At 65.1% G+C, this 24,973-nt stretch carries 23 protein-coding genes; 12 read left to right on the top strand and 11 right to left on the bottom strand.

Annotated features, from left to right (window positions below; genetic code table 11):
- Positions 1-10: 10 nt before the first annotated feature.
- From ACFPOU_RS01260 to recA, 7 genes are all read right to left on the bottom strand, one after another.
- On the bottom strand, positions 11-460 hold the full coding sequence (locus ACFPOU_RS01260) for a pilin (RefSeq protein ID WP_379715971.1): 450 nt from the start codon (positions 458-460) through the stop codon (positions 11-13).
- Between the two features lie 123 nt (positions 461-583).
- Positions 584-1,015: a pilin gene (locus tag ACFPOU_RS01255; RefSeq protein ID WP_379715968.1), complete on the bottom strand. Its 432-nt coding sequence runs from the start codon at positions 1,013-1,015 to the stop codon at positions 584-586.
- 264 nt (positions 1,016-1,279) lie between these two features.
- Positions 1,280-2,161 carry a succinate--CoA ligase subunit alpha gene (gene sucD / locus ACFPOU_RS01250; RefSeq protein WP_379715965.1) on the bottom strand — a complete coding sequence of 294 codons (882 nt, stop codon included), beginning with the start codon at positions 2,159-2,161 and terminating at the stop codon, positions 1,280-1,282.
- A 17-nt stretch (positions 2,162-2,178) separates the two neighbouring features.
- A complete protein-coding gene (gene sucC / locus ACFPOU_RS01245; RefSeq protein WP_379715962.1) occupies positions 2,179-3,348 on the bottom strand; it encodes an ADP-forming succinate--CoA ligase subunit beta in 1,170 nt (389 codons plus the stop codon).
- A gap of 39 nt (positions 3,349-3,387) precedes the next feature.
- Positions 3,388-3,969 carry a DUF2889 domain-containing protein gene (locus tag ACFPOU_RS01240; RefSeq protein ID WP_379715958.1) on the bottom strand — a complete coding sequence of 194 codons (582 nt, stop codon included), beginning with the start codon at positions 3,967-3,969 and terminating at the stop codon, positions 3,388-3,390.
- Positions 3,970-4,393: 424 nt separating this feature from the next.
- Positions 4,394-4,855: a recombination regulator RecX gene (gene recX, locus ACFPOU_RS01235; protein WP_379715955.1), complete on the bottom strand. Its 462-nt coding sequence runs from the start codon at positions 4,853-4,855 to the stop codon at positions 4,394-4,396.
- Between the two features lie 45 nt (positions 4,856-4,900).
- The gene (recA, locus tag ACFPOU_RS01230) at positions 4,901-5,983 is read right to left on the bottom strand and encodes a recombinase RecA (protein WP_379715952.1); all 1,083 of its coding nucleotides are present in this window, start codon (positions 5,981-5,983) and stop codon (positions 4,901-4,903) included.
- A 190-nt stretch (positions 5,984-6,173) separates the two neighbouring features.
- Here recA and ACFPOU_RS01225 point away from each other — a divergent pair, with 190 nt between their 5' ends.
- From ACFPOU_RS01225 to ACFPOU_RS01205, 5 genes are all read left to right on the top strand, one after another.
- Positions 6,174-6,884 carry a response regulator transcription factor gene (locus ACFPOU_RS01225; protein WP_379715948.1) on the top strand — a complete coding sequence of 237 codons (711 nt, stop codon included), beginning with the start codon at positions 6,174-6,176 and terminating at the stop codon, positions 6,882-6,884.
- Positions 6,881-8,416 (top strand): sensor histidine kinase, encoded by a 1,536-nt coding sequence (locus tag ACFPOU_RS01220; RefSeq protein WP_379715945.1) that lies wholly within the window; start codon positions 6,881-6,883, stop codon positions 8,414-8,416. The genes ACFPOU_RS01225 and ACFPOU_RS01220 overlap by 4 nt, the downstream gene beginning before the upstream one ends.
- Positions 8,406-8,732 carry a DUF4212 domain-containing protein gene (locus ACFPOU_RS01215; RefSeq protein WP_379715942.1) on the top strand — a complete coding sequence of 109 codons (327 nt, stop codon included), beginning with the start codon at positions 8,406-8,408 and terminating at the stop codon, positions 8,730-8,732. Before ACFPOU_RS01220 ends, ACFPOU_RS01215 begins: the two co-directional genes overlap by 11 nt.
- Entirely contained in the window at positions 8,729-10,777 is a 2,049-nt protein-coding gene (locus ACFPOU_RS01210) for a sodium:solute symporter family protein (RefSeq protein ID WP_379715939.1), read from the top strand. The genes ACFPOU_RS01215 and ACFPOU_RS01210 overlap by 4 nt, the downstream gene beginning before the upstream one ends.
- A gap of 104 nt (positions 10,778-10,881) precedes the next feature.
- Positions 10,882-12,105, top strand: coding sequence for a 6-phosphofructokinase (locus tag ACFPOU_RS01205; RefSeq protein WP_379715936.1), 1,224 nt, complete (start codon positions 10,882-10,884; stop codon positions 12,103-12,105).
- A 159-nt stretch (positions 12,106-12,264) separates the two neighbouring features.
- On the opposite strand, the gene purM is transcribed toward ACFPOU_RS01205, so the two are convergent.
- Positions 12,265-13,308 carry a phosphoribosylformylglycinamidine cyclo-ligase gene (gene purM, locus ACFPOU_RS01200; RefSeq protein ID WP_379715933.1) on the bottom strand — a complete coding sequence of 348 codons (1,044 nt, stop codon included), beginning with the start codon at positions 13,306-13,308 and terminating at the stop codon, positions 12,265-12,267.
- Positions 13,309-13,725: 417 nt separating this feature from the next.
- Between purM and hda the strand changes: the two genes are divergently transcribed.
- From hda to thpR, 6 genes are read left to right on the top strand one after another with little or no spacing between them, the layout of a single operon-like run.
- The gene (gene hda / locus ACFPOU_RS01195) at positions 13,726-14,433 is read left to right on the top strand and encodes a DnaA regulatory inactivator Hda (protein ID WP_379715930.1); all 708 of its coding nucleotides are present in this window, start codon (positions 13,726-13,728) and stop codon (positions 14,431-14,433) included.
- Positions 14,433-15,107 (top strand): histidinol-phosphatase, encoded by a 675-nt coding sequence (locus ACFPOU_RS01190; protein WP_379715927.1) that lies wholly within the window; start codon positions 14,433-14,435, stop codon positions 15,105-15,107. The genes hda and ACFPOU_RS01190 overlap by 1 nt, the downstream gene beginning before the upstream one ends.
- Positions 15,100-16,497: a polynucleotide adenylyltransferase PcnB gene (pcnB, locus tag ACFPOU_RS01185; protein WP_379715924.1), complete on the top strand. Its 1,398-nt coding sequence runs from the start codon at positions 15,100-15,102 to the stop codon at positions 16,495-16,497. Before ACFPOU_RS01190 ends, pcnB begins: the two co-directional genes overlap by 8 nt.
- Positions 16,494-17,012 (top strand): 2-amino-4-hydroxy-6-hydroxymethyldihydropteridine diphosphokinase, encoded by a 519-nt coding sequence (gene folK / locus ACFPOU_RS01180; protein WP_379715921.1) that lies wholly within the window; start codon positions 16,494-16,496, stop codon positions 17,010-17,012. Before pcnB ends, folK begins: the two co-directional genes overlap by 4 nt.
- Positions 17,009-17,866: a 3-methyl-2-oxobutanoate hydroxymethyltransferase gene (panB, locus tag ACFPOU_RS01175; RefSeq protein ID WP_379715918.1), complete on the top strand. Its 858-nt coding sequence runs from the start codon at positions 17,009-17,011 to the stop codon at positions 17,864-17,866. The genes folK and panB overlap by 4 nt, the downstream gene beginning before the upstream one ends.
- 1 nt (position 17,867) lies before the next feature.
- On the top strand, positions 17,868-18,380 hold the full coding sequence (gene thpR / locus ACFPOU_RS01170; RefSeq protein ID WP_379715915.1) for an RNA 2',3'-cyclic phosphodiesterase: 513 nt from the start codon (positions 17,868-17,870) through the stop codon (positions 18,378-18,380).
- 514 nt (positions 18,381-18,894) lie between these two features.
- On the opposite strand, the gene ACFPOU_RS01165 is transcribed toward thpR, so the two are convergent.
- Positions 18,895-20,382, bottom strand: a complete 1,488-nt coding sequence (locus ACFPOU_RS01165) for an aldehyde dehydrogenase (RefSeq protein ID WP_379715912.1) — start codon at positions 20,380-20,382, stop codon at positions 18,895-18,897.
- A 129-nt stretch (positions 20,383-20,511) separates the two neighbouring features.
- Here ACFPOU_RS01165 and ACFPOU_RS01160 point away from each other — a divergent pair, with 129 nt between their 5' ends.
- The gene (locus tag ACFPOU_RS01160; RefSeq protein ID WP_379715909.1) at positions 20,512-21,972 is read left to right on the top strand and encodes a high affinity choline transporter 1; all 1,461 of its coding nucleotides are present in this window, start codon (positions 20,512-20,514) and stop codon (positions 21,970-21,972) included.
- 45 nt (positions 21,973-22,017) lie between these two features.
- Here the strand turns inward: ACFPOU_RS01160 and ACFPOU_RS01155 are convergent, their stop codons facing one another.
- Together ACFPOU_RS01155 and ACFPOU_RS01150 are read right to left on the bottom strand one after the other, a co-directional pair.
- Positions 22,018-23,430 carry an aspartate aminotransferase family protein gene (locus ACFPOU_RS01155; RefSeq protein ID WP_379716033.1) on the bottom strand — a complete coding sequence of 471 codons (1,413 nt, stop codon included), beginning with the start codon at positions 23,428-23,430 and terminating at the stop codon, positions 22,018-22,020.
- 67 nt (positions 23,431-23,497) lie between these two features.
- Positions 23,498-24,868 (bottom strand): glutamine synthetase family protein, encoded by a 1,371-nt coding sequence (locus ACFPOU_RS01150; RefSeq protein ID WP_379716030.1) that lies wholly within the window; start codon positions 24,866-24,868, stop codon positions 23,498-23,500.
- Positions 24,869-24,973: the final 105 nt, after the last annotated feature.

Here is a 24,973-nt window from a genome sequence, read left to right as displayed (position 1 = left end):
GATTGCCTGGTCATGTTCCCTTGCAGACGGCCTCGGGCCCGATCAGCTTTTGCGGGACGCTGGCGGCGCTGCAACGCCAGGCGCCGCTGTCCTTGTCGCGGGTGAGCGTGATGGTCCGGCCCTTGACGCTGGCCGGACCCGCCATGATCTCGCAGGTGAGGCTGGTGGCGTCCGGACCGGCGTTGGCGCCGAACTTGCAGTTGGCGGTCGGCTTGTCGGCCGCAGCCAACCCGACCTCTTCCGGCTTGGTGACGGTCTCGCCGTCGATTAATTTGGTGTCGATACCGACTTTGCCTGCCGACACCTCAGTCAAAGCAACGCCGAACTTCGATTTCGCCATGTAATCCTGGTAAGCGGGGAGGGCGACCGTTGCCAGGATCCCGACGATGGCGACGACGATCATCAATTCGACCAGGGTGAAACCGGCTTGCCCGTTATTGAGAAATTTCCTGCATAACATAATGATCCTCCGGTGAGATTGCGCAGACCGGAACGATAACCGTGGCCGCCAGGGCGCGATTGCGCTACCTCAGCCAAAAACAAAAACCCCGCCGAAGCGGGGTTTTTTCTACATCGGGAAAAATTATGCCTTGCCTTGGCAGACGCCCGTCGCGCCGATCAGTTTCTGCTCGACTTCCGGTGCGGTGCATTTCCAGTTGCCGGCGTCGTCACGCGTCAGGGTGATCTTCTTCGTCGCCACCGAGCTTGGGCCGGCGATGATGTCGCACGTCAGGGTGGAGGCGGTAGAGCCGAAGGTGCAGTTGGCGGTCGCCGCTTCCGACAGGCCGGCATCTTTCGGTGCTTCGATGGCTTCACCGTCGTTCAGCTTGGCATCGAAGCCTACTTTACCTGCCGACACTTCCGACAGTGCCGCGCCGAACTTCGATTTGGCGGTGTAGTTCTGGTAGTTAGGGATGGCGACAGCAGCCAGGATGCCGATGATGGCAACGACGATCATCAGTTCGATCAGGGTGAAGCCGGCTTGTGCTTTCTTGACAATTTTCATCGATTTCATGGTGGATCTCCAGGGGTAGTATGTTGGGTTGTATGTTCAGCAGTGCTTCGTGCCACACGTGCTTTATTGCAAGCGCCGTGCCAGGCCATTTGGCCCTGAAATCGTTAATAGGCGAGCAAGAAAAGCGACGAAAACTGTCCAAGGCGGCGCGGACATGACAAATTTTGTCATCCACCACGCGTTTTCTGTCCCGGATGAAAGAATTTTTGACGGTAAAAAAGGAGCCCGCAGGCTCCTTCATTTCAGAACAAGGACCAGACGATATTACAGCATGGCCTTCAGCAGGCGTGCCATTTCCGAAGGGTTCTTGGTGGCCTTGATGCCGCACTCTTCCATGATATCCAGCTTCGCTTGCGCGGTATCGGCGCCGCCCGAGATCAGCGCGCCGGCGTGGCCCATGCGCTTGCCTGGAGGCGCGGTGACACCGGCGATGAAGCAGACGACCGGCTTCTTCATGTTGTCCTTGATCCAGTAGGCCGCATTGGCTTCGTCCGGACCGCCGATTTCGCCGATCATGATGACCGCGTCGGTATCGGGATCGTCGTTAAACATCTTCATGATGTCGATGTGCTTCAAGCCGTTGATCGGGTCGCCGCCGATGCCGACTGCCGACGACTGGCCCAGGCCCAAGGCGGTCAGCTGGCCGACTGCTTCATAGGTCAGGGTGCCCGAACGCGAGACGACGCCGATGCGGCCCTTGCGGTGGATATGGCCGGGCATGATGCCGATCTTGATTTCGTCCGGGGTGATCAGGCCTGGGCAGTTAGGACCCAGCAGCAGGGTCTTCGAACCAGCCTTGGCCATGCGGTCCTTGAGCGCCATCATGTCGCGCACGGGAATGCCTTCGGTAATGCAGATGGCCAGGTCCAGCTCGGCTTCGACGGCTTCCCAGATGGCGGCGGCGGCGCCGGCAGGCGGCACGTAGATGACCGACACGGTGGCGCCGGTGGCGGCCTTGGCTTCCGACACATTGGCGTAGATCGGGATGCCTTCGAAATCTTCACCGGCCTTCTTCGGGTTTACGCCGGCGACGAACGCCTCTTTGCCGTTCGCGTAGTCGCGGCACATGCGGGTATGGAACTGACCGGTCTTGCCGGTGATCCCCTGGGTGATGACTTTTGTATCTTTGTTGATCAGGATCGACATTTGTTTATTCCTTCGAATTAGGCGTTACCAGCAGCAGCGGCGACGACGGCCTTGGCTGCATCTTCCATCGTATCGGCGGCGATGATCGGCAGACCGGAGTCGGCCAGCATCTTCTTGCCCAGGTCTTCGTTGGTGCCCTTCATGCGCACCACCAGCGGCACCTGCAGCGAGACAGCTTTCGATGCGGTGATCACGCCCTCGGCGATGACGTCGCAACGCATGATGCCGCCGAAGATGTTAACCAGGATGGCCTTCAAGCCAGGATTCTTGAGCATGATCTTGAATGCTTCGGTGACTTTCTCAGCCGTCGCACCGCCGCCCACGTCCAGGAAGTTGGCCGGCTCGCCGCCGAACAGCTTGATGGTGTCCATGGTGGCCATGGCCAGGCCGGCACCGTTCACCAGGCAGCCGATGTTGCCGTCGAGCGAGATGTACGCCAGGTCGAACTTCGATGCTTCGACTTCGGCTGGATCTTCTTCGTCCAGGTCGCGGTAGGCGACGATTTCCGGCTGGCGGAACAGCGCATTCGAGTCGAAGTTGAACTTCGCGTCGAGGGCAATGACCTTGCCCGAACCGGTCAGGATCAGCGGGTTGATTTCAGCCAGCGAGGCGTCGGTTTCCCAGTAGGCTTGGTACAGGCCCTTGAGCTGGGTGCGGGCATCGGCCAGCGATTCGGCAGGCACGCCGATCTTGGTCGCGATGTCGTCGGCGTCGGCGTCGGTCAGGCCGACCGAAGGATCGATGGCGATCGAGTGGATTTTTTCCGGGTTGCTGTGCGCGACTTCCTCGATGTCCATGCCGCCTTCCGACGAGGCCATCAGCACGACGCGCTGCGAGATGCGGTCGGTGACCATCGAGACGTACAGTTCTTTCTTGATGTCGGCGCCTTCTTCGACCAGCAGGCGACGCACTTTCTGGCCTTCCGGGCCGGTCTGGTGCGTGACGAGCTGCATGCCCATGATTTGCTGCGCGTACTCGCGCACTTGTTCGAGCGACTTGGCGACTTTCACGCCGCCGCCTTTGCCACGGCCGCCAGCATGGATCTGGGCCTTGACCACCCAGACCGGGCCGCCCAGCTGTTCAGCTGCCTTGACGGCCTCGTCGACCGACATGCACGGAATGCCGCGCGGAACCGTCACTCCGAACTTTCGGAGGATTTCTTTGCCCTGATACTCATGGATTTTCATGCTGGCTTCCCTTCTTCTATGACTGATTTGGATGGTTTGTTAAGGTACTTCGACCTCGGTCCCCTGTACGGCCTTGATTACCCAGCGCGGGTAGTACTTTGCCACAGCGGGACCGTCAGCGCGCAGTGCGTGGCAGCGGTCGATTTCATACGGACGCACAGCGTCGCCCGCGGGGGCGGCATTGCGCAGCTCGAATGCATCGTCGGCGAAGGCCTGGATTGCCGCGGTGGGCAAGACCTGCGCCAGTTCGGTCAGGTGGGTGCAGCCGAGCACGCCCGAAAGGCGGTCTTTCAGGTGCAGCCGGAAATGCTTGGCGAGCGATAGCCCGATCAATTTCTTGTAGGCCGGCCCGATCACGTCGCAATAGCCGGGATACGGCACCGCGTCGGACGAAGCTTCGGCATCGACGATCTCGAGATCCGTATTGATGGTGATGCGCAGGCTCAGGTCGTGCACGGCGCTGCCCGCCGGGCGGTTGCCGGAGGCCAGTTCGATGTCGCGTGCCTTGATGTCGCGGATACGCGCGTCAAGATCCCACAGGCCATCGTCGCGCGCATAGGCTTCGACGGTAATGGCGCGCGTGTGCCGGAGCGAGCGCGAAGCGGGAGAGGACAGAGGCATAGAAAACGGGTGCCGCTGAAGCGGCGATCAATGGGGCAGCCGGTGTGCTGATGCACGTTACCGCAGCTTCTGCGGCAACAACCGCTCATGCGGCGCTGCTTAAACCGTGAAAGTTTAGCACACGCGGGAGGCGGTTGCACTGCAACATGGAGGGCGCCGGACCCGGCAGGAGGGAAAGATGGCCAGCTTGCCTTTATTCGTGCGCGACGCCGGGCACGGACGGCGCACCGGGGTCGTGACCGGCCTTTCCTGCCGCCTCATCCTCCGTCGACCTGCGGCAGGTAAGCGCGCATACAACGACAAGCGCCAGCGTGTAGCGCCATCCGGGTTGAGGAATATGCGGACGCATATCGCCGGATGGCGCTCCACGCTGGCGCCTGGGTCATCGGTATGGAGACTGCGTAGCGCTGCCGGCGAGGCGGGTTTAACCATCCTCGTCGTCCTCGGGTGCGCCCTTGAGTGCAGCGCGCACGGCGGCGCTGGAAAAGCCGCGCGCCATGAGGAAGCGCATTTGCTTGCTGCGCTCGGCCGCGTCCCGGGCGACGGTGCCGAACTTGCGCTGCCAGACTTCGACCGCGCGTGCATGCTCGCTATCGGCCAGGCCGGACTTCAGTTCGGCCAGTGCCTCGCCGCTGACGCCGTGGCTCTGCAGCTCGGCAACGACGCGGCTGTTGCCATAGCGGCCAGCCTTGCGATGGATCAGCGATTCGGCAAAGCGCTCCTGCGACAACCAGTTATTTTTTTCGAGGAAATCGAGGAGCGCGTCGATGTCGTCGCCCTCCTCGGCATGGCGCGCCAGCTTGCGTTTGAGCTCGAGCCGGCTGTGCTCCCGCATGGAGAGGAAGCGCAGGGCCCGGCCTTTCAAACTCAATACAGGTGCACGCATGGCGGTACAGTGCATCGGAGGAGACCTTGGCCGGTCTCCATCCGATTATTCCGAAACAGCCTTCAGCTTCGGCGCCTTGTCTTCCGCATCGCCGCCGACCGGTGGTGGCAGTTCGCGCACGCCGAGGGTTGCACGCACCTTGTTTTCGATTTCGCGCGCCAGTGCCGGGCGGTCTTTCAGGAACTGACGAGCGTTGTCCTTGCCCTGGCCGATGCGTTCGCCGTTATAGCTGTACCAGGAACCGGACTTCTCCACGATCTTGTTGTCGGCACCAAGATCGAGGATTTCGCCTTCGCGCGAGGTGCCTTCCCCATACAGAATGTCGAAGTGCGCTTCGCGGAACGGTGGCGCGATCTTGTTCTTGACGACCTTGACCTTGGTTTCGTTACCGATCACCTCGTCGCCCGACTTGATCGAACCGGTACGGCGGATGTCCAGGCGCACGGAGGCGTAGAACTTCAGTGCGTTACCGCCGGTCGTCGTTTCAGGGCTGCCGAACATCACGCCGATCTTCATGCGGATCTGGTTGATGAAGATGACGAGCGTGTTGGTGCGGTTGATCGAAGCGGTCAGCTTGCGCAATGCCTGCGACATCAGGCGTGCCTGCAGGCCTGGCAGCGAATCGCCCATGTCGCCTTCGATCTCGGCGCGCGGCGTGAGGGCCGCCACGGAGTCGATGACCACGAGATCGACCGAACCCGAGCGCACGAGCGCGTCCGTGATTTCGAGCGCCTGCTCGCCGGTGTCCGGCTGGGAGATCAGCAGCTCGTCGAGCTTGATGCCCAGCTTTTGCGCATACCCGACGTCGAGCGCATGCTCGGCGTCGATAAAGGCGCAGGTACCGCCGATCTTTTGCATTTGCGCGATGGTCTGCAGCGTCAGCGTGGTCTTGCCCGACGATTCCGGACCGTAGATTTCCACGATGCGGCCGCGCGGCAAGCCACCGACGCCCAGTGCGATATCCAGGCCCAGCGAGCCGGTGGAGACGGTCTGCACTTCCTCGACGGGCGTGTTCGCATCCATGCGCATGACCGAACCCTTGCCGAACTGCTTTTCGATTTGCGCGAGGGCGGCGGCAAGAGCCTTGCCTTTTTCAGCAGCGTTGTGTACTACTTTTTTGTCGTCCATAATTTTCTCTCAGTCTTGGAGGTACCAAGGTGTGGGCACCCTCACGCTTTTCAATATCCACTACTGTATAAAAATCCAGTGGTTTTGGCAAGCGCAAATTTGCCTGACTGTTGAAGAAGGCTCGCATTGTTGCGCCAAATCAAACACAATGGGGGCGGCCAGAAAGTCTAATTGATAACAGGGTGATCTTATGCGAATTCTGCTTGCTGAAGATGATAGCGTACTCGCGGACGGACTGACGCGTTCCCTGCGCCAGTCCGGCTACGCGATCGACGACGTGCGCAACGGACAGGATGCCGACACGGCCCTGTCCACCCAGGAGTTCGACCTCCTGATCCTCGACCTGGGCTTGCCGAAGATGTCCGGGCTGGAAGTGCTGCGCCGCCTGCGCGCGCGCGCCTCCCTGCTGCCGGTGCTCATCCTCACCGCGGCCGACTCCGTGGAGCAGCGCGTCGAGGGGCTCGACCTCGGGGCGGACGACTACATGGCCAAGCCCTTCGCCCTGTCCGAGCTGGAGGCGCGCGTGCGTGCCCTGACCCGGCGCGGCGCCGGCGGCGGCCCGACCGTCATCCGCCATGGCCCGCTGGTCTACGACCAGGTCGGGCGCAGCGCCTACATCAACGACCAGATGCTCGATTTGTCGGCGCGCGAGCTGGGCTTGCTGGAAATCTTGCTGGCGCGCACCGGGCGACTGGTGTCGAAGGAACAGCTGGTCGATCATCTGTGCGAATGGGGAGAAGAAGTTTCGAACAACGCCATCGAGGTCTACGTGCACCGGCTGCGCAAGAAGATCGAGCTCGGCGGCGTGCGTATCGCTACCGTGCGCGGCCTGGGCTATTGCCTGGAAAAGTATTCCGACGCCGCGCGCGCCGGCGCCGAGCAAGCCGTCGACCAGAAGTGAACGAACGCGATGCGGGCCTGATCGAGCCCGATACCGGGCTGCCCGAGCCGCTCTACGTCCCGCCCAACCCCGAGCCCGAAGAAAACATCCAGCATTCGCTGTTCGGCGAGATCCTCGACTGGATGCTCGCCCCGCTGCTGCTGCTGTGGCCGATGAGCATCGCGATCACCTATCTGGTCGCGAAATCGATCGCCAACCAGCCTTTCGATCATGCGCTCGAAGACCGGGTCACGGTCCTGGCCCAGCAGATGCGCGAAGTGGACGGCGTCATCGATTTCCGCCTGCCCCGCAGCGCGCGCGACATCCTGCGCGCCGACGACATCGACAGCGTGTATTTCCAGGTGGTCGACGCCGCCGGACGCCACGTCGACGGCGACCGCGAACTGCCGCGCCCGCGCGAGGACGACGGGGACAAGGATGGGGCCGTGCACTTCCGCAATGCCGTCCTGCACGGCACCCCCTTGCGCGTGGCTTACCTGTACATCAACCTCGACCCGCTATCGCCGCCCGACAGCAGCTCGCCCGCCTTCGCGCGCAAGGCGCTGGTGCAGGTGGCCGAAACGCTCGAGAAGCGGGCGCTGCTCGCCAACGAGATCATCAAGGGCGTGATCCTGCCCCAGTTCATCATCCTGCCGATCATCCTGGCGCTGGTCTGGTTCGCCCTCTCGCGCGGCCTGTCGCCGCTGGCCGAACTCCAGGAACGCATTCGCGCCCGTCCCTCCGACGACCTCTCCCCCATCGATTCGCGCCAGGTGCCCGAGGAAATCTCGCCCCTGGTCGGCTCGCTCAACGACATGCTCGGCCGCCTGGCCCAGACCATCGACATGCAAAAGCGCTTCATCGCCGACGCCGCGCACCAGATGAAGACGCCGCTGGCCGGCATGCGCATGCAGTCCGAACTGGCCCTGCGCCAGGTCGACCCGGACGAAATCCATCGTTCGCTCGAACAATTGGCAAAAAGTTCGGAATCGGCGACGCGCCTGGTGAACCAGCTGCTGGCCCTGGCGCGCGCGGAAAACCAGCCGCATGCGGGCTTGGCCTTCGAGGAAGTCGACCTGGCCGCCGTGGCCCGTGGCGTGGTGCAGGACTGGGTGCAAGCCTCGTTTGCCCAGCGCATCGACCTCGGCTACGAGGCCCAGGACGAGGACGTGAAGATCGCCGCCGACCCCCTGATGCTGCGCGAACTGCTGTCGAACCTGGTCGACAATGCGCTGCGCTACACCCCGGCCGGCGGCAGCGTCACGGTGCGCGTACGGCGCGACGGCGATGCCGCGCTGCTCGAAGTCGAAGATACCGGACCGGGCATCGCGCCGAGCGAACGCGCCCACGTGTTCGAGCGCTTTTACCGTATCCTCGGCTCGAACGCGAGCGGCAGCGGCCTGGGATTGGCGATCGTGCGCGAGATCGCGCAGCAGCACGGCGCCGAAGTCGATATTTTCAATAATCCGCGCAGCCATTCGGCCAGATTCCCGGGCAGCCTGTTCCGGCTGACCTTCCCGCCACCCGTCAACGACACCATCGATGCCAGCTGAATCCGTATCTTCGCCCGAATCGACGCCCGAGCGCGACCTGGAGCGCCAGCGCCGCCTGGTCGCCGCCCGCGCCGTGCACTGGCACCGCACGCGCCGCCTGACCTTCCTGCTGCTGGCGCTGTGGCTGGCAACCGGGTTTTGCACCGTGTACTTCGCGCGCGAACTGGCCGGCATCACCGTATTCGGCTGGCCGTTGTCGTTCTACATGGCGGCGCAGGGCGCGGCACTGGTCTGCCTGGCCATCATCGGCGTCTATGCCTGGTGCATGCGCCGCTTCGACCGCGCCCATGCGCGCGCCTTGAAAGACGCCACGTGAGCGGCCAGAAGCGCTATTTCCGGCGCCTGTCCGGCTACTACGCCTGGTTCTGCGTGTGCTTTGCCGGTTTTCTCCTGGCCCTGACGATCCTGGAAATCGAAGGCATGCCGCGCCTCTGGATCGGGCACCTGTTCATGTTCGCCACGATCGTGCTGTACGCCACCATCGGCGTGGTCAGCCGCACCTCGAACGTGACCGAATATTACGTGGCGGGGCGGCGCGTGCCGGCCCTGTTCAACGGCATGGCCACCGCCGCCGACTGGATCTCGGCGGCCAGCTTCATCAGCCTGGCCGGCGGCCTGTATTTGTCCGGCTTCGACGCCCTCGCCTACATCATGGGCTGGACCGGCGGCTATTGCCTGGTCGCGCTCCTGATCGCGCCTTACCTGCGCAAGTTTGCCCAGTACACGATTCCCGATTACCTGGCCGTGCGCTATGGCGGCGGTGCGGGCGGGCGCGGCGGCCTGGTGCGGGCGCTGGCCGTGGGCGCGACCATCATCGTCTCGTTCGTCTACGTGGTCGCGCAAATCTATGCCGTCGGCCTGATTGCGTCGCGGTTTACCGGCGTCGATTTCTCGGTCGGGATTTTCCTCGGGCTGGCCAGCATCCTGGTTTGCTCTTTCCTCGGCGGCATGCGCGGTATCACCTGGACGCAAGTGGCGCAGTACATCATCATCCTGGTCGCCTTCCTGCTGCCGACCATGTGGCTGTCGGCCAAGCATGCCGACAATCCGGTGCCGCAAGTGGCCTACGGCTCGGTGCTGCCGAAACTGGCCAAGCGCGAAGCGCAGCTGGCCGCGGACCCGCGCGAGCACGAGGTGCGCGCCACCTTCCGCAAGGAGGCCGATGCCTATGGCGCGCGCCTGGCCGCCCTGCCCGCCTCCTGGGAACAGGGCAAGCTGCAAGCCCAGCGCCGCCTCGACACGGCGCGCCTGCGCAACGTCTCGCTGACCGACGTGCGCAGCGCCGAGCGCGCGCTGGCGGCGTATCCGAAGACGGCGGACGATGCCGAGACGCTCTGGCGCGAGCAGCGCGCACGCCTGCTGGCGCGGGCCGCGCCGCCGCAGCCGCATGCCACGCCCTTCCCGGGCGCTTCGGAAGCGGAATCGAATGCGCGCCGCAACAATTTCCTCGCGCTCGTCTTTTGCCTGATGTTCGGCACCGCCGCCCTGCCCCACATCCTGATGCGCTCCTACACCACGCCCTCGGTGCACGACACCCGCGTGTCGGTATTCTGGACCCTGTTCTTCATCCTCCTGATTTACCTGAGCATTCCGGCGCTGGCGGTGCTGGCCAAGTACGACATCTACACGAGCCTGGTCGGCAGCGATTTTTCTTCGCTGCCGACCTGGATTTCCTACTGGGCCAATATCGACAAGGTCAATCCGCTCATCCAGGTGGTCGACATCAATGGCGACGGCCTGGTGCAGCTGGCCGAGATCGCCATCGACGGCGACGTGCTGGTGCTGGCCACGCCCGAGATCGGCGGCCTGCCGTATGTGATTTCGGGACTGGTGGCGGCCGGCGGCCTGGCGGCGGCCCTGTCCACCGCCGACGGCCTGCTGCTGGCGATCTCGAATGCGCTTTCGCACGACGTCTATTACAAGATCATCGACCCTGGCGCCTCGACCCAGAAACGGGTGACGATTTCCAAGCTGCTGCTGCTGGCCGTGGCCTTCATCGCCGCCTATGCCGCCTCGCAAAAGCCGGCCGACATCCTGTCGCTGGTGGGGGCGGCCTTTTCGCTGGCGGCCTCGACCCTGTTTCCGCCGCTGGTGCTGGGCGTGTTCTGGAAGCGCGCCAACCACGTGGGCGCGATCGCCGGCATGGTGGCGGGCTTCCTGGTCTGCCTGTACTACATGATCCGCGTGCATCCGATGCTGGGCGGGCGGATGGACGCCGCCTGGTTCGACATCGCGCCGATGTCGGCCGGTATCTTCGGCGTCCCGGCGGGAATGCTGGCGGTGCTGGTCGCCAGCCTGCTGACGGCGCCGCCGGCGCGCGCCAGCGATGCGCTGGTGGACTATATCCGGGCGCCGGAGTAGCAAAAGCGCGACGCCCGCCTCCGGCGCGGGACGAAAATCCGCCACGCATGGCCGCGCCCGGATGCCGATGCTATGCTGAAGAACCATGCGTGAAGGAGGTTCTAATGTCGTCCGGCAAAATCCTCGTTGCACAAGGAGGCGGCCCGACCGCCGTCATCAACCAGTCGATGGTCGGCGTCGCGCTCGAGGCGCGCCGCTTCCAGAACGTCACCCGCATCTACGGCGCCCTGCATGGCGTGCGCGGCATCGTCGACGAGGACTTCCTCGACCTGACCCAGGAAACCAGCCACAACCTCGAACTGGTGGCCGCCACGCCCTCCTCGGCCCTGGGATCGACCCGCGACAAGCCGGACATGGCCTATTGCCAGCGCATCTTCGACGTCCTGCGCGCGCACGAGATCGAACATTTCTTCTACATCGGCGGCAACGACTCGGCCGACACGGTGCGCATCGTCAGCCAGGAAGCGCGCGCCGCCGGCTATCCGCTGCGCTGCATCCACATCCCGAAAACCATCGACAACGACCTGGTCGGCAACGACCACACGCCCGGCTTTCCCTCGGCGGCCCGGTTCGTGGCCCAGGCTTTCGCCGGGGCCAACCTCGACAACGCCGCCTTGCCCGGCGTGTATGTCGGCGTCGTGATGGGCCGCCACGCGGGCTTCCTCACCGCCGCGTCGAGCCTGGGTAAAAAATTTCCGGACGACGGCCCGCACCTGATCTACCTGCCCGAGCGCGTGTTCGAGCTCGAGCGTTTCCTGGCCGACGTGAAGGCGGCCTACGCGCGTTACGGACGCTGCGTGATCGCCGTCTCCGAAGGCGTGCACGATGCCGCGGGCGAGCCGATCGTGACGCTGCTGGCGAAAGAGATCGAAAAAGATGCGCACGGCAACGTGCAGCTGTCGGGCACCGGCGCGCTGGCCGATTTGCTGTGCGAGGAAATCAAGGCCAGGCTCGGCATCAAGCGCGTGCGCGGCGACACCTTCGGCTACCTGCAGCGCTCCTTCATCGGCTGCGTGTCGGACGTCGACCAGCGCGAGGCGCGCGAGGTGGGCGAAAAGGCGGTGCAGTTCGCGATGTGGGGAGACGCCGACGGCTCGGTGGTAATCCGGCGCACCGGCTTTTATTCGGTCGACTACGCGCTGCTGCCGCTCGACCAGGTGGCCGGCAAGACGCGCACCATGGAAGACGAATTCATCAGCGAAAGCGGCACCGACGTGACGGACGCCTTCCGCCTGTACCTGCGCCCGCTGCTGGGATCGCGCATGCCCGATGCCTTCCGCCTGCGCGGTGCGCGGGTGGCCAAGGTGCTGCATCCGGACCCTGGCTGATCGTTGCCATGGTGACAGTTCGATGCCGGCGAGCAGGTCAGGGATGCGGCCCGGCTGAAGGCGGCCTGGGAGACAGCGGGCGCCGGGTGCCATCGATGTGCGCCGCACGATCGAAAAAGGCGTCCCGCGGGACGCCTTGCACCTGATTGCAGCCGGCCGTTACACCACCACGGTCTGCGCCTGTCCCGCTTCGCGGGTGCGGATCTCGCCGATACGGTAGACGGTCTCGCCGGCCGCCTGCAGCTGGGCCATGGCCGCATCCGCGTTCTCCGGCGCGACGATCACGGTCATGCCGATGCCGCAGTTGAAGACGCGGTGCATTTCGGCATCATGCACGCCGCCGTGCTGCTGCAGCCACTGGAACAGCGGCGGCATCGTCCACGATCCGGCGTCGAGCACGGCCGTCAGCGTGTCCTGCAGCACGCGCGGGATGTTTTCGACCAGGCCGCCACCGGTGATGTGGACCAGGCCCTTGACTTCCATCGTCGCCATCAGCGCCAGCAAGGGCTTGACGTAGAGGCGGGTCGGCGCCATCAGCACGTCCGACAGCTTGCGGCCATGGAAGTCCGCTTCCAGGTCGGGCTTGGCCACTTCGATGATCTTGCGTACCAGCGAATAACCGTTGGAATGGATGCCCGACGAGGCCAGGCCCAGCACCACGTCGCCCGGGGCGATCTTGCTGCCGTCGATGATCCGCGATTTTTCGACCGCGCCGACGGCAAAGCCGGCCAGGTCATATTCGCCGTCCGGGTACATGCCCGGCATTTCGGCGGTCTCGCCGCCGAGCAGCGCGCAGCCGGACTGTTCGCAGCCCAGGGCGATGCCCTTGACCACGGCCGTGGCGGTGGCCACGTCGAGCTTGCCGCAGGCGAAATAATCGAGGAAGAACAGCGGTTCGGCGCCCTGCACCAGGATGTCGTTGACGCTCATGGCGACCAGGTCGATGCCGACCGTGTCGTGGCGATTGAGCTCGAAGGCCAGTTTCAGCTTGGTGCCGACGCCGTCGGTACCGGAAACGAGCACCGGCTCCTTGAACTTCTTGCTGATCTCGAACAGCCCGCCAAAACCGCCAATTCCGCCGAGCACGCCTTCCCGCATGGTGCGCTTGGCGAACGGTTTGATTGCTTCGACCAGGGCGTCGCCGGCGTCGATGTCGACACCGGCGTCGCGGTAGGAGAGAGAAACATTAGATGGTTGGCTCATGGTATTTGGCAGCGGAGGCGGTAAAATAGAAGGCGTAAACTAGATTCAATCGCTGATTCCAGTCAATTCGCTATTCTAACAAAACGGCCCGGCCCCAAGTTGCCAACCGCGCTCACCGAGATAACAATAAAAACATGCCCTCCCTTCCGCCATCCGGAGCACCCCTTGCCGGTCCTAAGTACTCGCCCATAAATAAATGTGTTTTTGGCTGTCAGAACCGGCGCGTTGCTGCGTTGGCTCCGGCTTGCAGTGCTCGCACTGCGGCGCACTCGCCGCCTTGCACCGCATCTGGTTCTGTTTGCCAGCATTCACATTTATTTCCGGTAGAGTACTTAGCGCCGGCGCTTCCCGCGGTACAGGCGCAAGCGCATCTATAATGGCGGATGCGTATGACACTACCGGGATGACACGATCGCCATGAAACAGCTGGTGCTCGACTTAGGCGCCGAGCCGGCGCACAGCCTCGATACCTTCCAGGTCGGGGAGAATGCCGAACTGGCGCACCTGATGCACCAGTTCGCGCAGCGCGCATCGCGCGAGCATTTCGCCTACCTGTGGGGCGATACCGGCGCCGGCAAGACCCACCTGCTGCAAGCCCTGGCCGCCACCCCCGGTTCGCGCTACATCGCCGCCGATGCCGCGCCCGCCGATTTTGTTTTTTCGCCCGACATCACCCTGTACCTGCTCGACGATTGCGACCGGCTCGCGCCCAACGCCCAGATCGATGCCTTCGCCCTCTTCAACCAGATCCGCGAACATGGCGCCTACATGGTCTCGACCGGCCCGGTGCCGCCGGCCGTGCTGCCGGTGCGCGAAGACCTGAGAACGCGCATGGGGTGGGGCCTGATCTACCTGATTCACGGGCTCTCGGACGACCAGAAAATCGCCGCCTTGACGCAGGCGGCCGAAGCACGCGGCCTGACACTGTCGGCCAGCGTGTTACCCTACCTGCTGTCCCATTTCAAGCGCGACATGCGCTCGCTGGCGACGATGCTCGACGCTCTCGACCAGTATTCGCTTGAAACCCAGCGTCCCGTCACGCTGCCGCTGCTGCGCGACCTGCTGTTGGCCCATCCGCCGGCCGATGCCGCGCAGTCGGAATCCACGCAGTCGGAAACTAAATAATGAACAAGCTCGCCCTGTTTGACCTCGACCATACGCTGTTGCCGATCGACTCGGACTACGAGTGGGGCCAATTCCTGGTACGCATCGGGGCCGTCGACGCGCGCGCGTACGCGCGCCGCAACGACGCCTTCTTCGCCCAGTACCAGGCCGGCACGCTCGACCCGGTCGAATACCTCGAATTCGCCCTCGGCACGCTGGCGCGCTTCGCGCGGCGCGACCTGGCGGCGATGCACGCGCAGTACATGGAGGAAGTGATCGAACCGGCGATCCGCCCGGCCGCCCTGGACCTGGTGCGGCGCCACCTGGACGCCGGCGACCTGGTGGCGATCATCACCGCCACCAACCATTACATCACCGCGCCGATCGCCAAGCGCTTCGGCGTCGAGCACCATATCGCGGCCATGCCGGAAGTCGACAGCGCCGGCAAGCTGACGGGCAAGCTGGCCGGCACGCCGACCTCGGGGCCGGGCAAGGTGGTGCACATGCATGCCTGGCTCGCTGCCCTGGACCGCCCATTCGGCAGTTTCGAAAGCAGCCATTTCTACAGCGATTCGCACAACGACATTCCGCTGCTGTCGATCGTGTCCCACCCGGTCGCGACCAACCCGAGCGCCGCGCTCGCCATGCACGCCCGCAGCCAAGGCTGGCCTTTACTCCATCTCTTCAATGATTAAAAAATTCATTCGTAAAATCCTTGGCGTGAAAGACGAGCGCGACCCTACCCAAGCCATCGCGCTCGGCGCGGAAGAACACGGCATCGACCTGAAACTCGTGTCGCCCAATGCCATCCGCCTGACGCAAACCCTGCAGGAAGCCGGTTTCAAGGCCTTTGTCGTCGGCGGCGCCGTGCGCGACCTGCTGCTGGGCGTGAAGCCGAAAGACTTCGACATCGCCACCGACGCCACGCCCGAGCAGGTGAAAAAACTGTTCCGCCGCGCCTTCATCATCGGGCGCCGTTTCCAGATCGTGCACGTGATGTTCGGCCAGGAGTTGCTGGAAGTGACGACTTTCCGCGGCAACGGCAGCAACAACGCCCCGAAGGACGAACACGGCCGCGTTCTGCGCGATAACAACTTCGGTCCCCAGCACGAAGACGCGGCACGGCGCGATTTCACCATCAACGCCATGTACTACGATCCGGCCACGCAGACCGTGCTGGACTACCACGGCGGCATCGCCGACATCCGCGGGAAGACCCTGCGCATCATCGGCATGCCCGAAGCGCGCTACCGCGAAGACCCGGTGCGCATGCTGCGCGTGGTGCGCTTCGCCGCCAAGCTCGGCTTCACCATCGAGCCGACCACGCGCGCGCCGATTCCCGTCATGGCCCCGCTGATCGACAACGTGCCGGCCGCGCGCGTGTTCGACGAGATGCTCAAGCTGCTGCTCTCGGGCCACGCCCTGGCCTGCCTGAAAGAGCTGCGTTCGGCCGGCCTGCACCACGGCCTGCTGCCCCTGCTCGACGTGGTGCTGGAACAGCCGATCGGCATGAAGTTCGTCACGCTGGCCCTGGAATCGACCGATTCGCGCGTCAAGGCCGGCAAAGGTGTGTCGCCGGGCTTCCTGTTCGCTTCGCTCTTGTGGCATCAGGTGCTGGAAAAGTGGAACGCCTACCGCGCCGCCGGCGAAGCGCCGATCCCGGCCTTGCACCTGGCCGCCGACGACGTGCTCGACACCCAGACCGAAAACCTGGCCCTGCAGCGCCGCATCGCCACCGACATGCGCGATATCTGGGCCATGCAGCCGCGCTTCGAGCGCCGCAACGGCAAGGCGCCCTATAAATTGCTGGAAAACCCGCGCTTCCGCGCCGGCTACGACTTCCTCTTGCTGCGCTGCGAGTCCGGCGAGCTGGACATGGAGCTGGGCGAATGGTGGACCGCCTTCTATGAAGCCGAGGCGGGCGAACGCGAACGCCTGGTGACGCAGGCGAACCGTCCGGCGCCGGTCGCCGGCGAAAAGAAAAAGCGTCCCCCGCGCCGCGCCGCGCGCAGCCGCAGCGGCGAAGGCGCGGGCGCCTCGGCCGACGCCGGCGTCGGCACCACCGCGGGCGTGGAAGAGCAATGATCGCCGTGGTGGGCATCGGCGCCAACCTCGGCGATGCACGCGCCAGCGTGGCCGACGCCCTCGCGCGCCTGGAAACCCGGCCCGGCTGCCGTTTGGTGGCCGCTTCCAGCCTGTGGCGCACGGCGCCGATCGACTCCTCGGGCGACGATTACATCAATGCCGTGGCCCTGGTCGAGACCACCCTCGATGCGCCTGCCCTGCTGGAGCTGCTGCAAGCGATCGAAACGGCGCACGGGCGCGAACGGCCCTACCGCAACGCCCCGCGCACGCTCGACCTCGACCTGCTGCTGTATGGCGACGCCGTCATCGACACCCCGGCCTTGAGCGTGCCGCATCCGCGCATGCACGAGCGCGCCTTCGTGCTGGCGCCGCTGCTGGAAGTGGCACCGGACGCGCGCATTCCCGGACGCGGCCGCGCCGCCGATTACCTCCCTGGCGTGGCCGGCCAGGCCATCGCCCGCCTCGGTCAAGTACCGGGGCCGTCAACCCATTTGTTTTCAAAAGGACCACTATGAGCGCTTATTTGCAGGGAAAGGAAATGACTGGCGGCGACACCCCGGCCCCGGGCAAGCCGGTCGCGAAGGCCGTCACGATTCCCGCGCTGCAGGCGATGCGCGCGGCCGGCACCAGGATCGCCATGCTGACCTGCTACGACGCCAGCTTCGCTTCCCTGATGGACCGTTGCGGCGTCGACATCCTGCTCGTGGGCGACTCGCTCGGCATGGTCTGCGCCGGCCATGGCTCGACCCTGCCGGTGACGGTTGCCGACATGGTCTACCACACGGCCTCGGTCGCACGCGGCAACAAGAACGCCTTGCTGGTGGCCGACGTCCCCTTCGGCAGCTATGCCACCAAGGAAACCGCCTTCGAGAGCGCGGCCGCGCTGATGCGCGCCGGCGCCCAGATGGTCAAGATCGAAGGCGGCGCCTGGCTGGCCGAGACCGTGGCTTTCCTGTCCGAGCGTGGCATCCCGGTCTGCGCCCACATCGGCCTGACCCCGCAATTCGTGCACCAGCTGGGCGGCTTCAAGGTGCAGGGTAAGACCGATGCCGGCGCCGAACGCCTCAAGAACGACGCGCTGGCCCTGCAGGCGGCGGGCGCGGCCATCGTGCTGCTCGAAGCGGTGCCGGCGGCGCTGGGCAAGGAAACCACGCAGTTGCTGCAGGTGCCGACGATCGGCATCGGCGCCGGTCCCGACTGCTCGGGCCAGGTGCTGGTCATGCACGACATGCTCGGCGTCTTCCCGGGCCACAAGGCGCGCTTCGTGAAGAATTTCATGGAAGGGCAAACGAGCATCGGAGCGGCCGTGCGGGCGTATGTCGGCGCCGTCAAGGATGGCAGCTTCCCGGCGCAGGAACACTGTTTTTAAGATGGCAGGCGGCGCTTCCACCCGTTTGTTCCTGGCACTGTGGCCGGATCCCGCGATCCGCCACCTGCTGCGCGCGCGGCGCGACGCGTGGAACTGGCCGCGCGGCGCCTCTCCGGTCCGCGCCGACAAGCTGCACCTGACCCTGCACTTCCTGGGCGAAGTGCCGAGCGAGCGCGTGCCGGCGCTGCGCGCCGGTGTCGCCGTGCCGTTCACGCCGTTTACCCTCTCGATCGGCACGCCCAGGCTGTGGCACCACGGCATCGCGGTACTCGAGCCGCACCAGGAGCCGGCCGCGCTGCTCGCACTGCACGCGAACCTGTCCGCTGCGCTCGTCGCGCTCGGCTTGCGGCCGGAAGAACGCAGCTACCGTCCCCATGTGACGCTGGCGCGGCGCGCCAACAATGCCGTCGTGCCGCCCGAAGCCGAGCCGATCCTCTGGCAGGTGGGCGGCTATGCGCTGGTCGAGTCGACACCGGGGGATGGGGGCGCTTATACGGTGCTGCAGCAATACTGAGCCCAAGACCGGGCCGGCCTCGCCACAGAATCAAACCAGCAGCATCAAATGCTCGCGCTCCCACGAGCTGATCACGCGGCTGAAGGTGGCGAATTCCAACTCCTTGACCTCGCAGAAGGCCTGCACGAACACGTCGCCGAGCATGTCAAGTCTCTTCCGTATCTGCTGATCGCTTCCCTGCTGACCGCCTGTGGCAGTAGCGGCGGCGACCCTTCGGCGCCGGTGCCTGCTTCGGCCGCCGCGCCGGCGCCGGCTGCCGCCATGCCGGCCGCGACCGCGCCGACGGTGCTGGCGGCGCCTCGAATACCTTCGTCTTCAAGCCGAGCGCCACCCCGGGCACGGTCACCGTCACCGGTTCGGCCAACACCTTCTACCTGCCGGAAGGATCGAAGATCACGCTCACCGGCGCCGGCGCGGCGATGAGCACCATCAAGTACTACAAGCCTTGAGCGGCTGAACCTTCAAACCCTGCACACCGGAGCGGGTATCGCCGGCGCGGTCCCGCTCTGTTCGTCTACCCCACCTGGATCCAGGTCGTCTTCAGCTCCGTGTATTTGTCGAATGCATGCAGCGACTTGTCCCTGCCGTTTCCCGACTGCTTGTAGCCGCCGAAGGGCACGGTGATGTCGTCGTTGTCGTACTGGTTCACGTGCACGGTGCCGGCCCGCAGCGCGCGCGCGGCGCGGACCGCCTTGCTCAAGTCCGCCGTCCACACCCCCGCCGCCAGGCCATAGGGGGTGGCGTTGGCCTGGCGTATCGCCTCGTCGATATCGGTGAACGACAGGACCGACAGCACCGGCCCGAAGATTTCCTCGCGCGCGATGCGCATCGCGGCGTCGACGCCGTCGAACAGGGTCGGCTCGATGTACAGGCCGCCCGACTCGACCCGGCTCGCCGCGCCGCCGGCGAGCAGGCGCGCGCCATCGGCCTTGCCCGCCTCGATATAGCCGAGCACGGTTTTCATCTGGATCGGGTCGACGATCGCACCCATCACCGTGGCTTCGGCGAGCGGGTCGCCGGGCGCGAAGTCCGGGATCATGGCGAGCGCCTTGTCCAGGAAGGCCTCCTTGATCGAGGCTTCGACGAACAGGCGCGAAGGGGCATTGCAGCTTTCTCCCTGGTTAAAATAAATCGCGCCGATGGCGGCGGACACGGCCGCGTCGAGGTCGGGACAATCGGCGCAGACGATGTTCGCCGATTTGCCGCCCAGTTCGGTCCAGGCGCGTTTCAGATTCGACTGCCCGGCCATTTGCAGGATCTGCTTGCCGGTGCGCGTGGAACCGGTAAAGGCGATGCAGTCGACATCCATGTGCAGGCCGAGCGCGCGCCCCGCCTCGTCGCCAAAACCGGGCACGACATTGAAGACGCCCGCCGGCACGCCTGCTTCCAGGGCCAGCTCGGCCAGGCGCAGCGCGGAGAGCGGCGATTTTTCCGACGGCTTCAATACCAGGCTGTTGCCGGCGGCCAGGGCCGGCCCGATCTTCCAGGACGCCATCAGCATCGGGTAGTTCCAGGGAACGATGGCGGCGACCACGCCCACCGGCTCGCGCGTGACCAGGGCCAGGCTGTGATCGGCCGTGGGAGCGACCTGGCCGTAGATCTTGTCGATCGCCTCGCCATACCAGCGGATGCAGTTCTGCGCCGCCGGCACGTCGACGCTGCGGCTGTAGCGGATCGGCTTGCCCATGTCGAGGGTTTCCAGCAGCGCCAGTTCGTCACGGTGGGCCAGCATCAGGTCGGCGAAGCGGATCAGGATCTTCTTGCGTTCGGCGGGCGCCTTGCCGGCCCAGCGCCGGTCCTCGAAGGCGGCGCGGGCGGCCTTGACGGCGGCGTCGACGTCCTGGCCATCGCAGCGCGCCACCTGCGCCAGCGTGCGTCCGTCCACCGGGGAGAGGCAATCGAAGCGCGCACCCCTCTGCGCGTCGGTACGCTTGCCGTCGATGAAAGCGCGGCCGTCGATCGCCAGTGCGGCGGCAGCTTCGTGCCATGATGTTGTTGGCATGCCAGTGTTCCTTCCAAAGTGAGTCAAACACAAGGAAAAACGGCCCGGACGCCAGCCGGCGGCGAAGTTCTGCCGCTATAATCGCCGATTTTCCGCTCGATAATTTTCACCCCCGGAGCTTCTACCACCATGGATTACACCTTGATTACCTGTGTCGTGCTCTACCTGCTGGGCACGCTGGCGCTGGGGGTTTGGGCCGGTACGCGCATCAAGAATACCAGTGACTTCGCCGTCGCCGGGCGCAGCCTGCCCCTGATCATGGTGGTCACGACGACCTTCGCCACCTGGTTCGGCGCCGAGACCGTGATGGGCGTGCCGGCCAAATTCGTGCAGGGCGGCCTGAACGCCGTCATCGAAGACCCGTTCGGGGCCGGCACCTGCCTGATCCTGGTCGGCCTGTTCTTCGCCACCAAGCTCTACAAACTGAACCTGCTGACCATCGGCGACTACTACCGCGAGCGCTACGGCAAGGGCATCGAGATCTTCTGCTCGGTCGCCATCATCCTCAGCTACCTGGGCTGGGTCGCGGCCCAGATCACGGCGCTCGGCCTGGTGTTCTCGGTGCTGACCGACGGCGCGATGGCGCCGGCGGCCGGCATGGTGATCGGGACGCTCGCCGTGCTGATCTACGTGGTGGTCGGCGGCTTCCTGGCCGTCGCGCTGACCGACTTCATCCAGATGATCGTGCTGGTGCTCGGCATGTCGATCATCGCCTTCTTCGCGGCCGACCTGGCCGGCGGCGCCGGGCGCGTGTTCGACATGGCGCAGCAGGCCGATTTGTGGCGCCTGTGGCCGGAACCGACCTTCACCGATATCGCGTTCTTCATCGGCGCGGCCATCACGATAATGTTCGGCAGCATCCCGCAGCAGGACGTGTTCCAGCGCGTGATGTCGGCCAAGGATGCCCCGACCGCGCGCACCGGCGCCGTGATCGGCGGCGCCAGCTACATCCTGTTCGGCTTCGTGCCGATGTTCATCGTCGCCGCGGCCGTCGTCGTCATGGGCGACAATGCCCTGGACCTCGCCAAGAACGACTACCAGCGCCTGCTGCCGACGTTTGTCATGACCAAGATGCCATTGATCATGCAGATCCTGTTCTTCGGCGCCCTGCTCTCGGCGATCAAGAGCACGTCCTCGGCCACCCTGCTGGCGCCATCGACCAGCTTTACCGAGAACATCCTGAAAAACCTGCGTCCGGGCCTGAGCGACAAGCAGCAACTGCTGGCCATGCGCGTGACCATCGTCGTCTTCGCCGCCCTGGTGCTGGCGTATGCGATCGCGATGGAAGGCACCTCGATCTATGAACTGGTGTCGTCGGCCTACCAGGTGACGCTGGTGGCCGCCTTCGTGCCGCTGGTGATGGGCCTGTACTGGAAGCGCGCGACGACCCAGGGCGCGATCCTGTCGGTCGCTGCCGGCTTGCTCGTGTGGCTCGCGTTCTTCCCGCAAATCTCGTCGCTGGGCGAGGCTTTCCCGGGACAGCTGGCCGGCCTGCTGGCGGCGTTCGCGGGCATGTTCATCGGTTCGCTGGCGCCGCAGCTGCTCAAGAACCGGACGGAGCAGTCTAAGTCGATTCGGGCAGGGGCGTAAGCCAGCGTACGTGGGGGCAGCCGCCCCCCGGGTTCACGCCGGCGTCTACATCCAGCCGCGCGCCTTGACGTCGGCCAGCGTCAAATCCAGGCAGTCCCAGATCCGCGCCGCCATGTCGTCGATCTCGGCCCTGGTCATCACCAGCGGCGGCGCCACGATCATGCGATCGCCCACGGCGCGCATGATGACGCCGTTGTCGAACATGTGCCCGCGGCAGAGCATGCCGACGTGCAGCGCACGCGCGAACGGCACGCACGCGTGCGCCGTCGCGCCTTTCACCCGCACCAGGTTCAGGCCCGCCATCATGCCGCAGCTCTCGGCGTGGCCCACCAGCGGATGGGTCGCCAGCTGGTTGAATGCCGCCTTCAAATGCGGCCCCGTTTCCAGCGCCACCTTCTCCACCAGCCGCTCCGCGCGCAGGATGCGCAGGTTTTCCAGCGCCGCGGCGCAGGCGACCGGGTGCCCGGAATAGGTGAAGCCGTGATGGAAGTCGCCGCCCTGCTCGACCAGCGCATGGGCCACCCGTTTGCCGACCAGCACGCCGCCCAGCGGCACATAGCCGGAGGTGACGCCCTTGGCAAAGCTGATCAGGTCGGGCCGCATGCCCATCAGTTCCGAGCCGAACCAGGTGCCGAGGCGCCCGAAACCGCAGATGACTTCGTCGGCCACGAGCAGGATGCCGTACTTGTCGCAGATGCGCTGCACTTCCGGCCAGTAGGTGGCCGGCGGGATGATGACGCCGCCCGCGCCCTGCACCGGTTCGCCGATGAAGGCGGCGACCTTGTCGGCCCCCAGCGCCAGGATTTCCTCCTCGAGCCAGGCCGCCGCCACCAGGCCGAAGGCGTTTTCGCTCATTCCCTGGCCCTGTTCGGCATAGTGCGGCTGGCCGATGTGGCGGATGCCTGGAATCGGCAAGCCGCCCTGGGCGTGCATGCCGGCCATGCCGCCCAGCGAGGCGCCCGCCATGGTGCTGCCGTGGTAGGCATTCTGGCGGCTGATGATGACTTGCCGTTCGGGCTGGCCGAGGATGTCCCAGTAGCGCCGCACCATGCGCACGATGGTGTCGTTCGCTTCCGAACCGGAACCGGTAAGGAAGACGTGGCTGAACTGCGGCGGCGCCAGCGCCACCAGTTCGGCCGCCAGGTGCACGGCCGGCACGTTGGTGGTATTGAAAAAGCTGTTATAGAAGGGCAGCGTTTCCATCTGCCGGTAGACCGCCTGCGAAATCGAGGTGCGGCCATAGCCCACGTTCACGCACCACAGGCCCGACATGCCGTCGATCAGCTGTCGTCCCTCGGAATCCCATAAATAGACGCCCTGCCCGCGCACGATCACGCGCGCGCCCTTGTCGCGCAGCGCCGCGTGGTCGGTGAACGGGTGCAGGAAATGCGCCGCGTCGAGTTCCTGGATGGCACGGGTGTCGAACGTTTGCACGTCGGGAACGCCCGCGGCGGTCATGCTGGCGGCCAGCACCGCCGTGTCGTCGGTTGCCATGATGGCACCTCGTTGTAGTGAAAAATCCTGGTCAGACGTGCAGCAACAGGTGCTCGCGCTCCCATGGGCTGATCACGGTCATGAACTCCTGATGCTCGAGTTCCTTGATCGCAGAATACACATCAATAAAGCGGTCGCCCAGCACTTCGCGCAGGCGCGTCTCTTTACGCAACAGGTGCAGCGCTTCCGGCAAGCCTTGCGGCAGCTCGACCGCCATCTTGTAGGCGCTGCCCTCGACGATCGCGGTCGGCTCGAGCGCGTCGACCATGCCCAGGTAGCCGCAGGCCAGGGTCACGGCCAGCGCCAGGTAGGGGTTGGCGTCGGCGCCGATGATGCGGTTCTCGATGCGGCGGTCCTGCGCGCCCGAGACCGGCACGCGGAAGCCCACGGTGCGGTTGTCGATGCCCCATTGCAGGTTGATCGGCGCGGCCGTGTGGCGCACGATGCGGCGGTAGGAGTTGACGTAGGGCGCGATGATCGCCATCGCCGAAGGCATGTAGCGCTGCAGGCCGCCGATGTATTGCCGGAACAGCGCCGATTCCTTGCCGTCCTCGCCGCTGAAGATATTCCGCCCGGTCCTGGCGTCGACCACGCTCTGGTGCACGTGCATCGCCGAGCCCGGCTCGCCCGCCATCGGCTTGGCCATGAAGGTGGCGTACATGTCGTGCTTCAGGGCCGCTTCGCGCAGCGTGCGTTTGAAGTAGAACACCTTGTCGGCCAGTCCCAGCGGATCGCCGTGCTGGAAATTGATTTCCATCTGGCCGGCGCCGATCTCGTGGATCAGGGTGTCGACGTCGAGGTTCATCAGGTCGCAGTAATCGTAGATGTCCTCGAACAGCGGATCGAATTCGTTGACGGCGTCGATGCTGTAGACCTGGCGGCTGGTCTCGGCGCGCCCGCTGCGGCCGATCGGGGCGGCCAGCGGCAGGTCGGGGTCGATGTTCTTCGCCGTCAGGTAGAACTCGAGTTCCGGCGCGACCAGCGGCTTCCAGCCCTTTTCCTCGTACAGCTTGAGGACCCGGCGCAGCACCGTGCGCGGGGCGAAGTCGACCAGCTCGCCGTTGGCGAAATAGCAGTCGTGGATCACCTGCGCGGTCTGGTCGACCGCCCACGGCACCATGGTGATGGTGGTCGGGTCGGCCTTCAGGATCATGTCGCGGTCGGTGGCCGAAATGGCGCGGTCGTAGGCTTCGTCGTCGAGCGGCGAGTTGCCGGTGACGGTCATGCCGAGCACGGCTTCGGGCAGGCGCATGCCGCGCTCTTCGGTAAATTTAGTGCGCGGCAAGATCTTGCCGCGGGCGACGCCGGTCAGGTCGGGGACCAGGCATTCGATTTCGGTGACGCGCTTGGCATTGAGCCACTCGTCCATGTCGGTGTAGGAAAAATTCTCGCGGATTGCCATCATTGCCTCTTGTCTGTTCAGGGTTCGCGGAGCGCACTGCGGCGCCCCGCACGTATGCGGGGGAGGGAACGAGGCAAGCTAAGGGACGGGACGCGCCGCCCAGCG

This window comes from Massilia jejuensis (genome assembly GCF_042656795.1).
Taxonomy (GTDB): Bacteria; Pseudomonadota; Gammaproteobacteria; order Burkholderiales; family Burkholderiaceae_D; genus Telluria; species Telluria jejuensis.
Note: the sequence above shows the minus strand (reverse complement) of the source record. Positions and strands in the feature narration are given on the sequence as shown.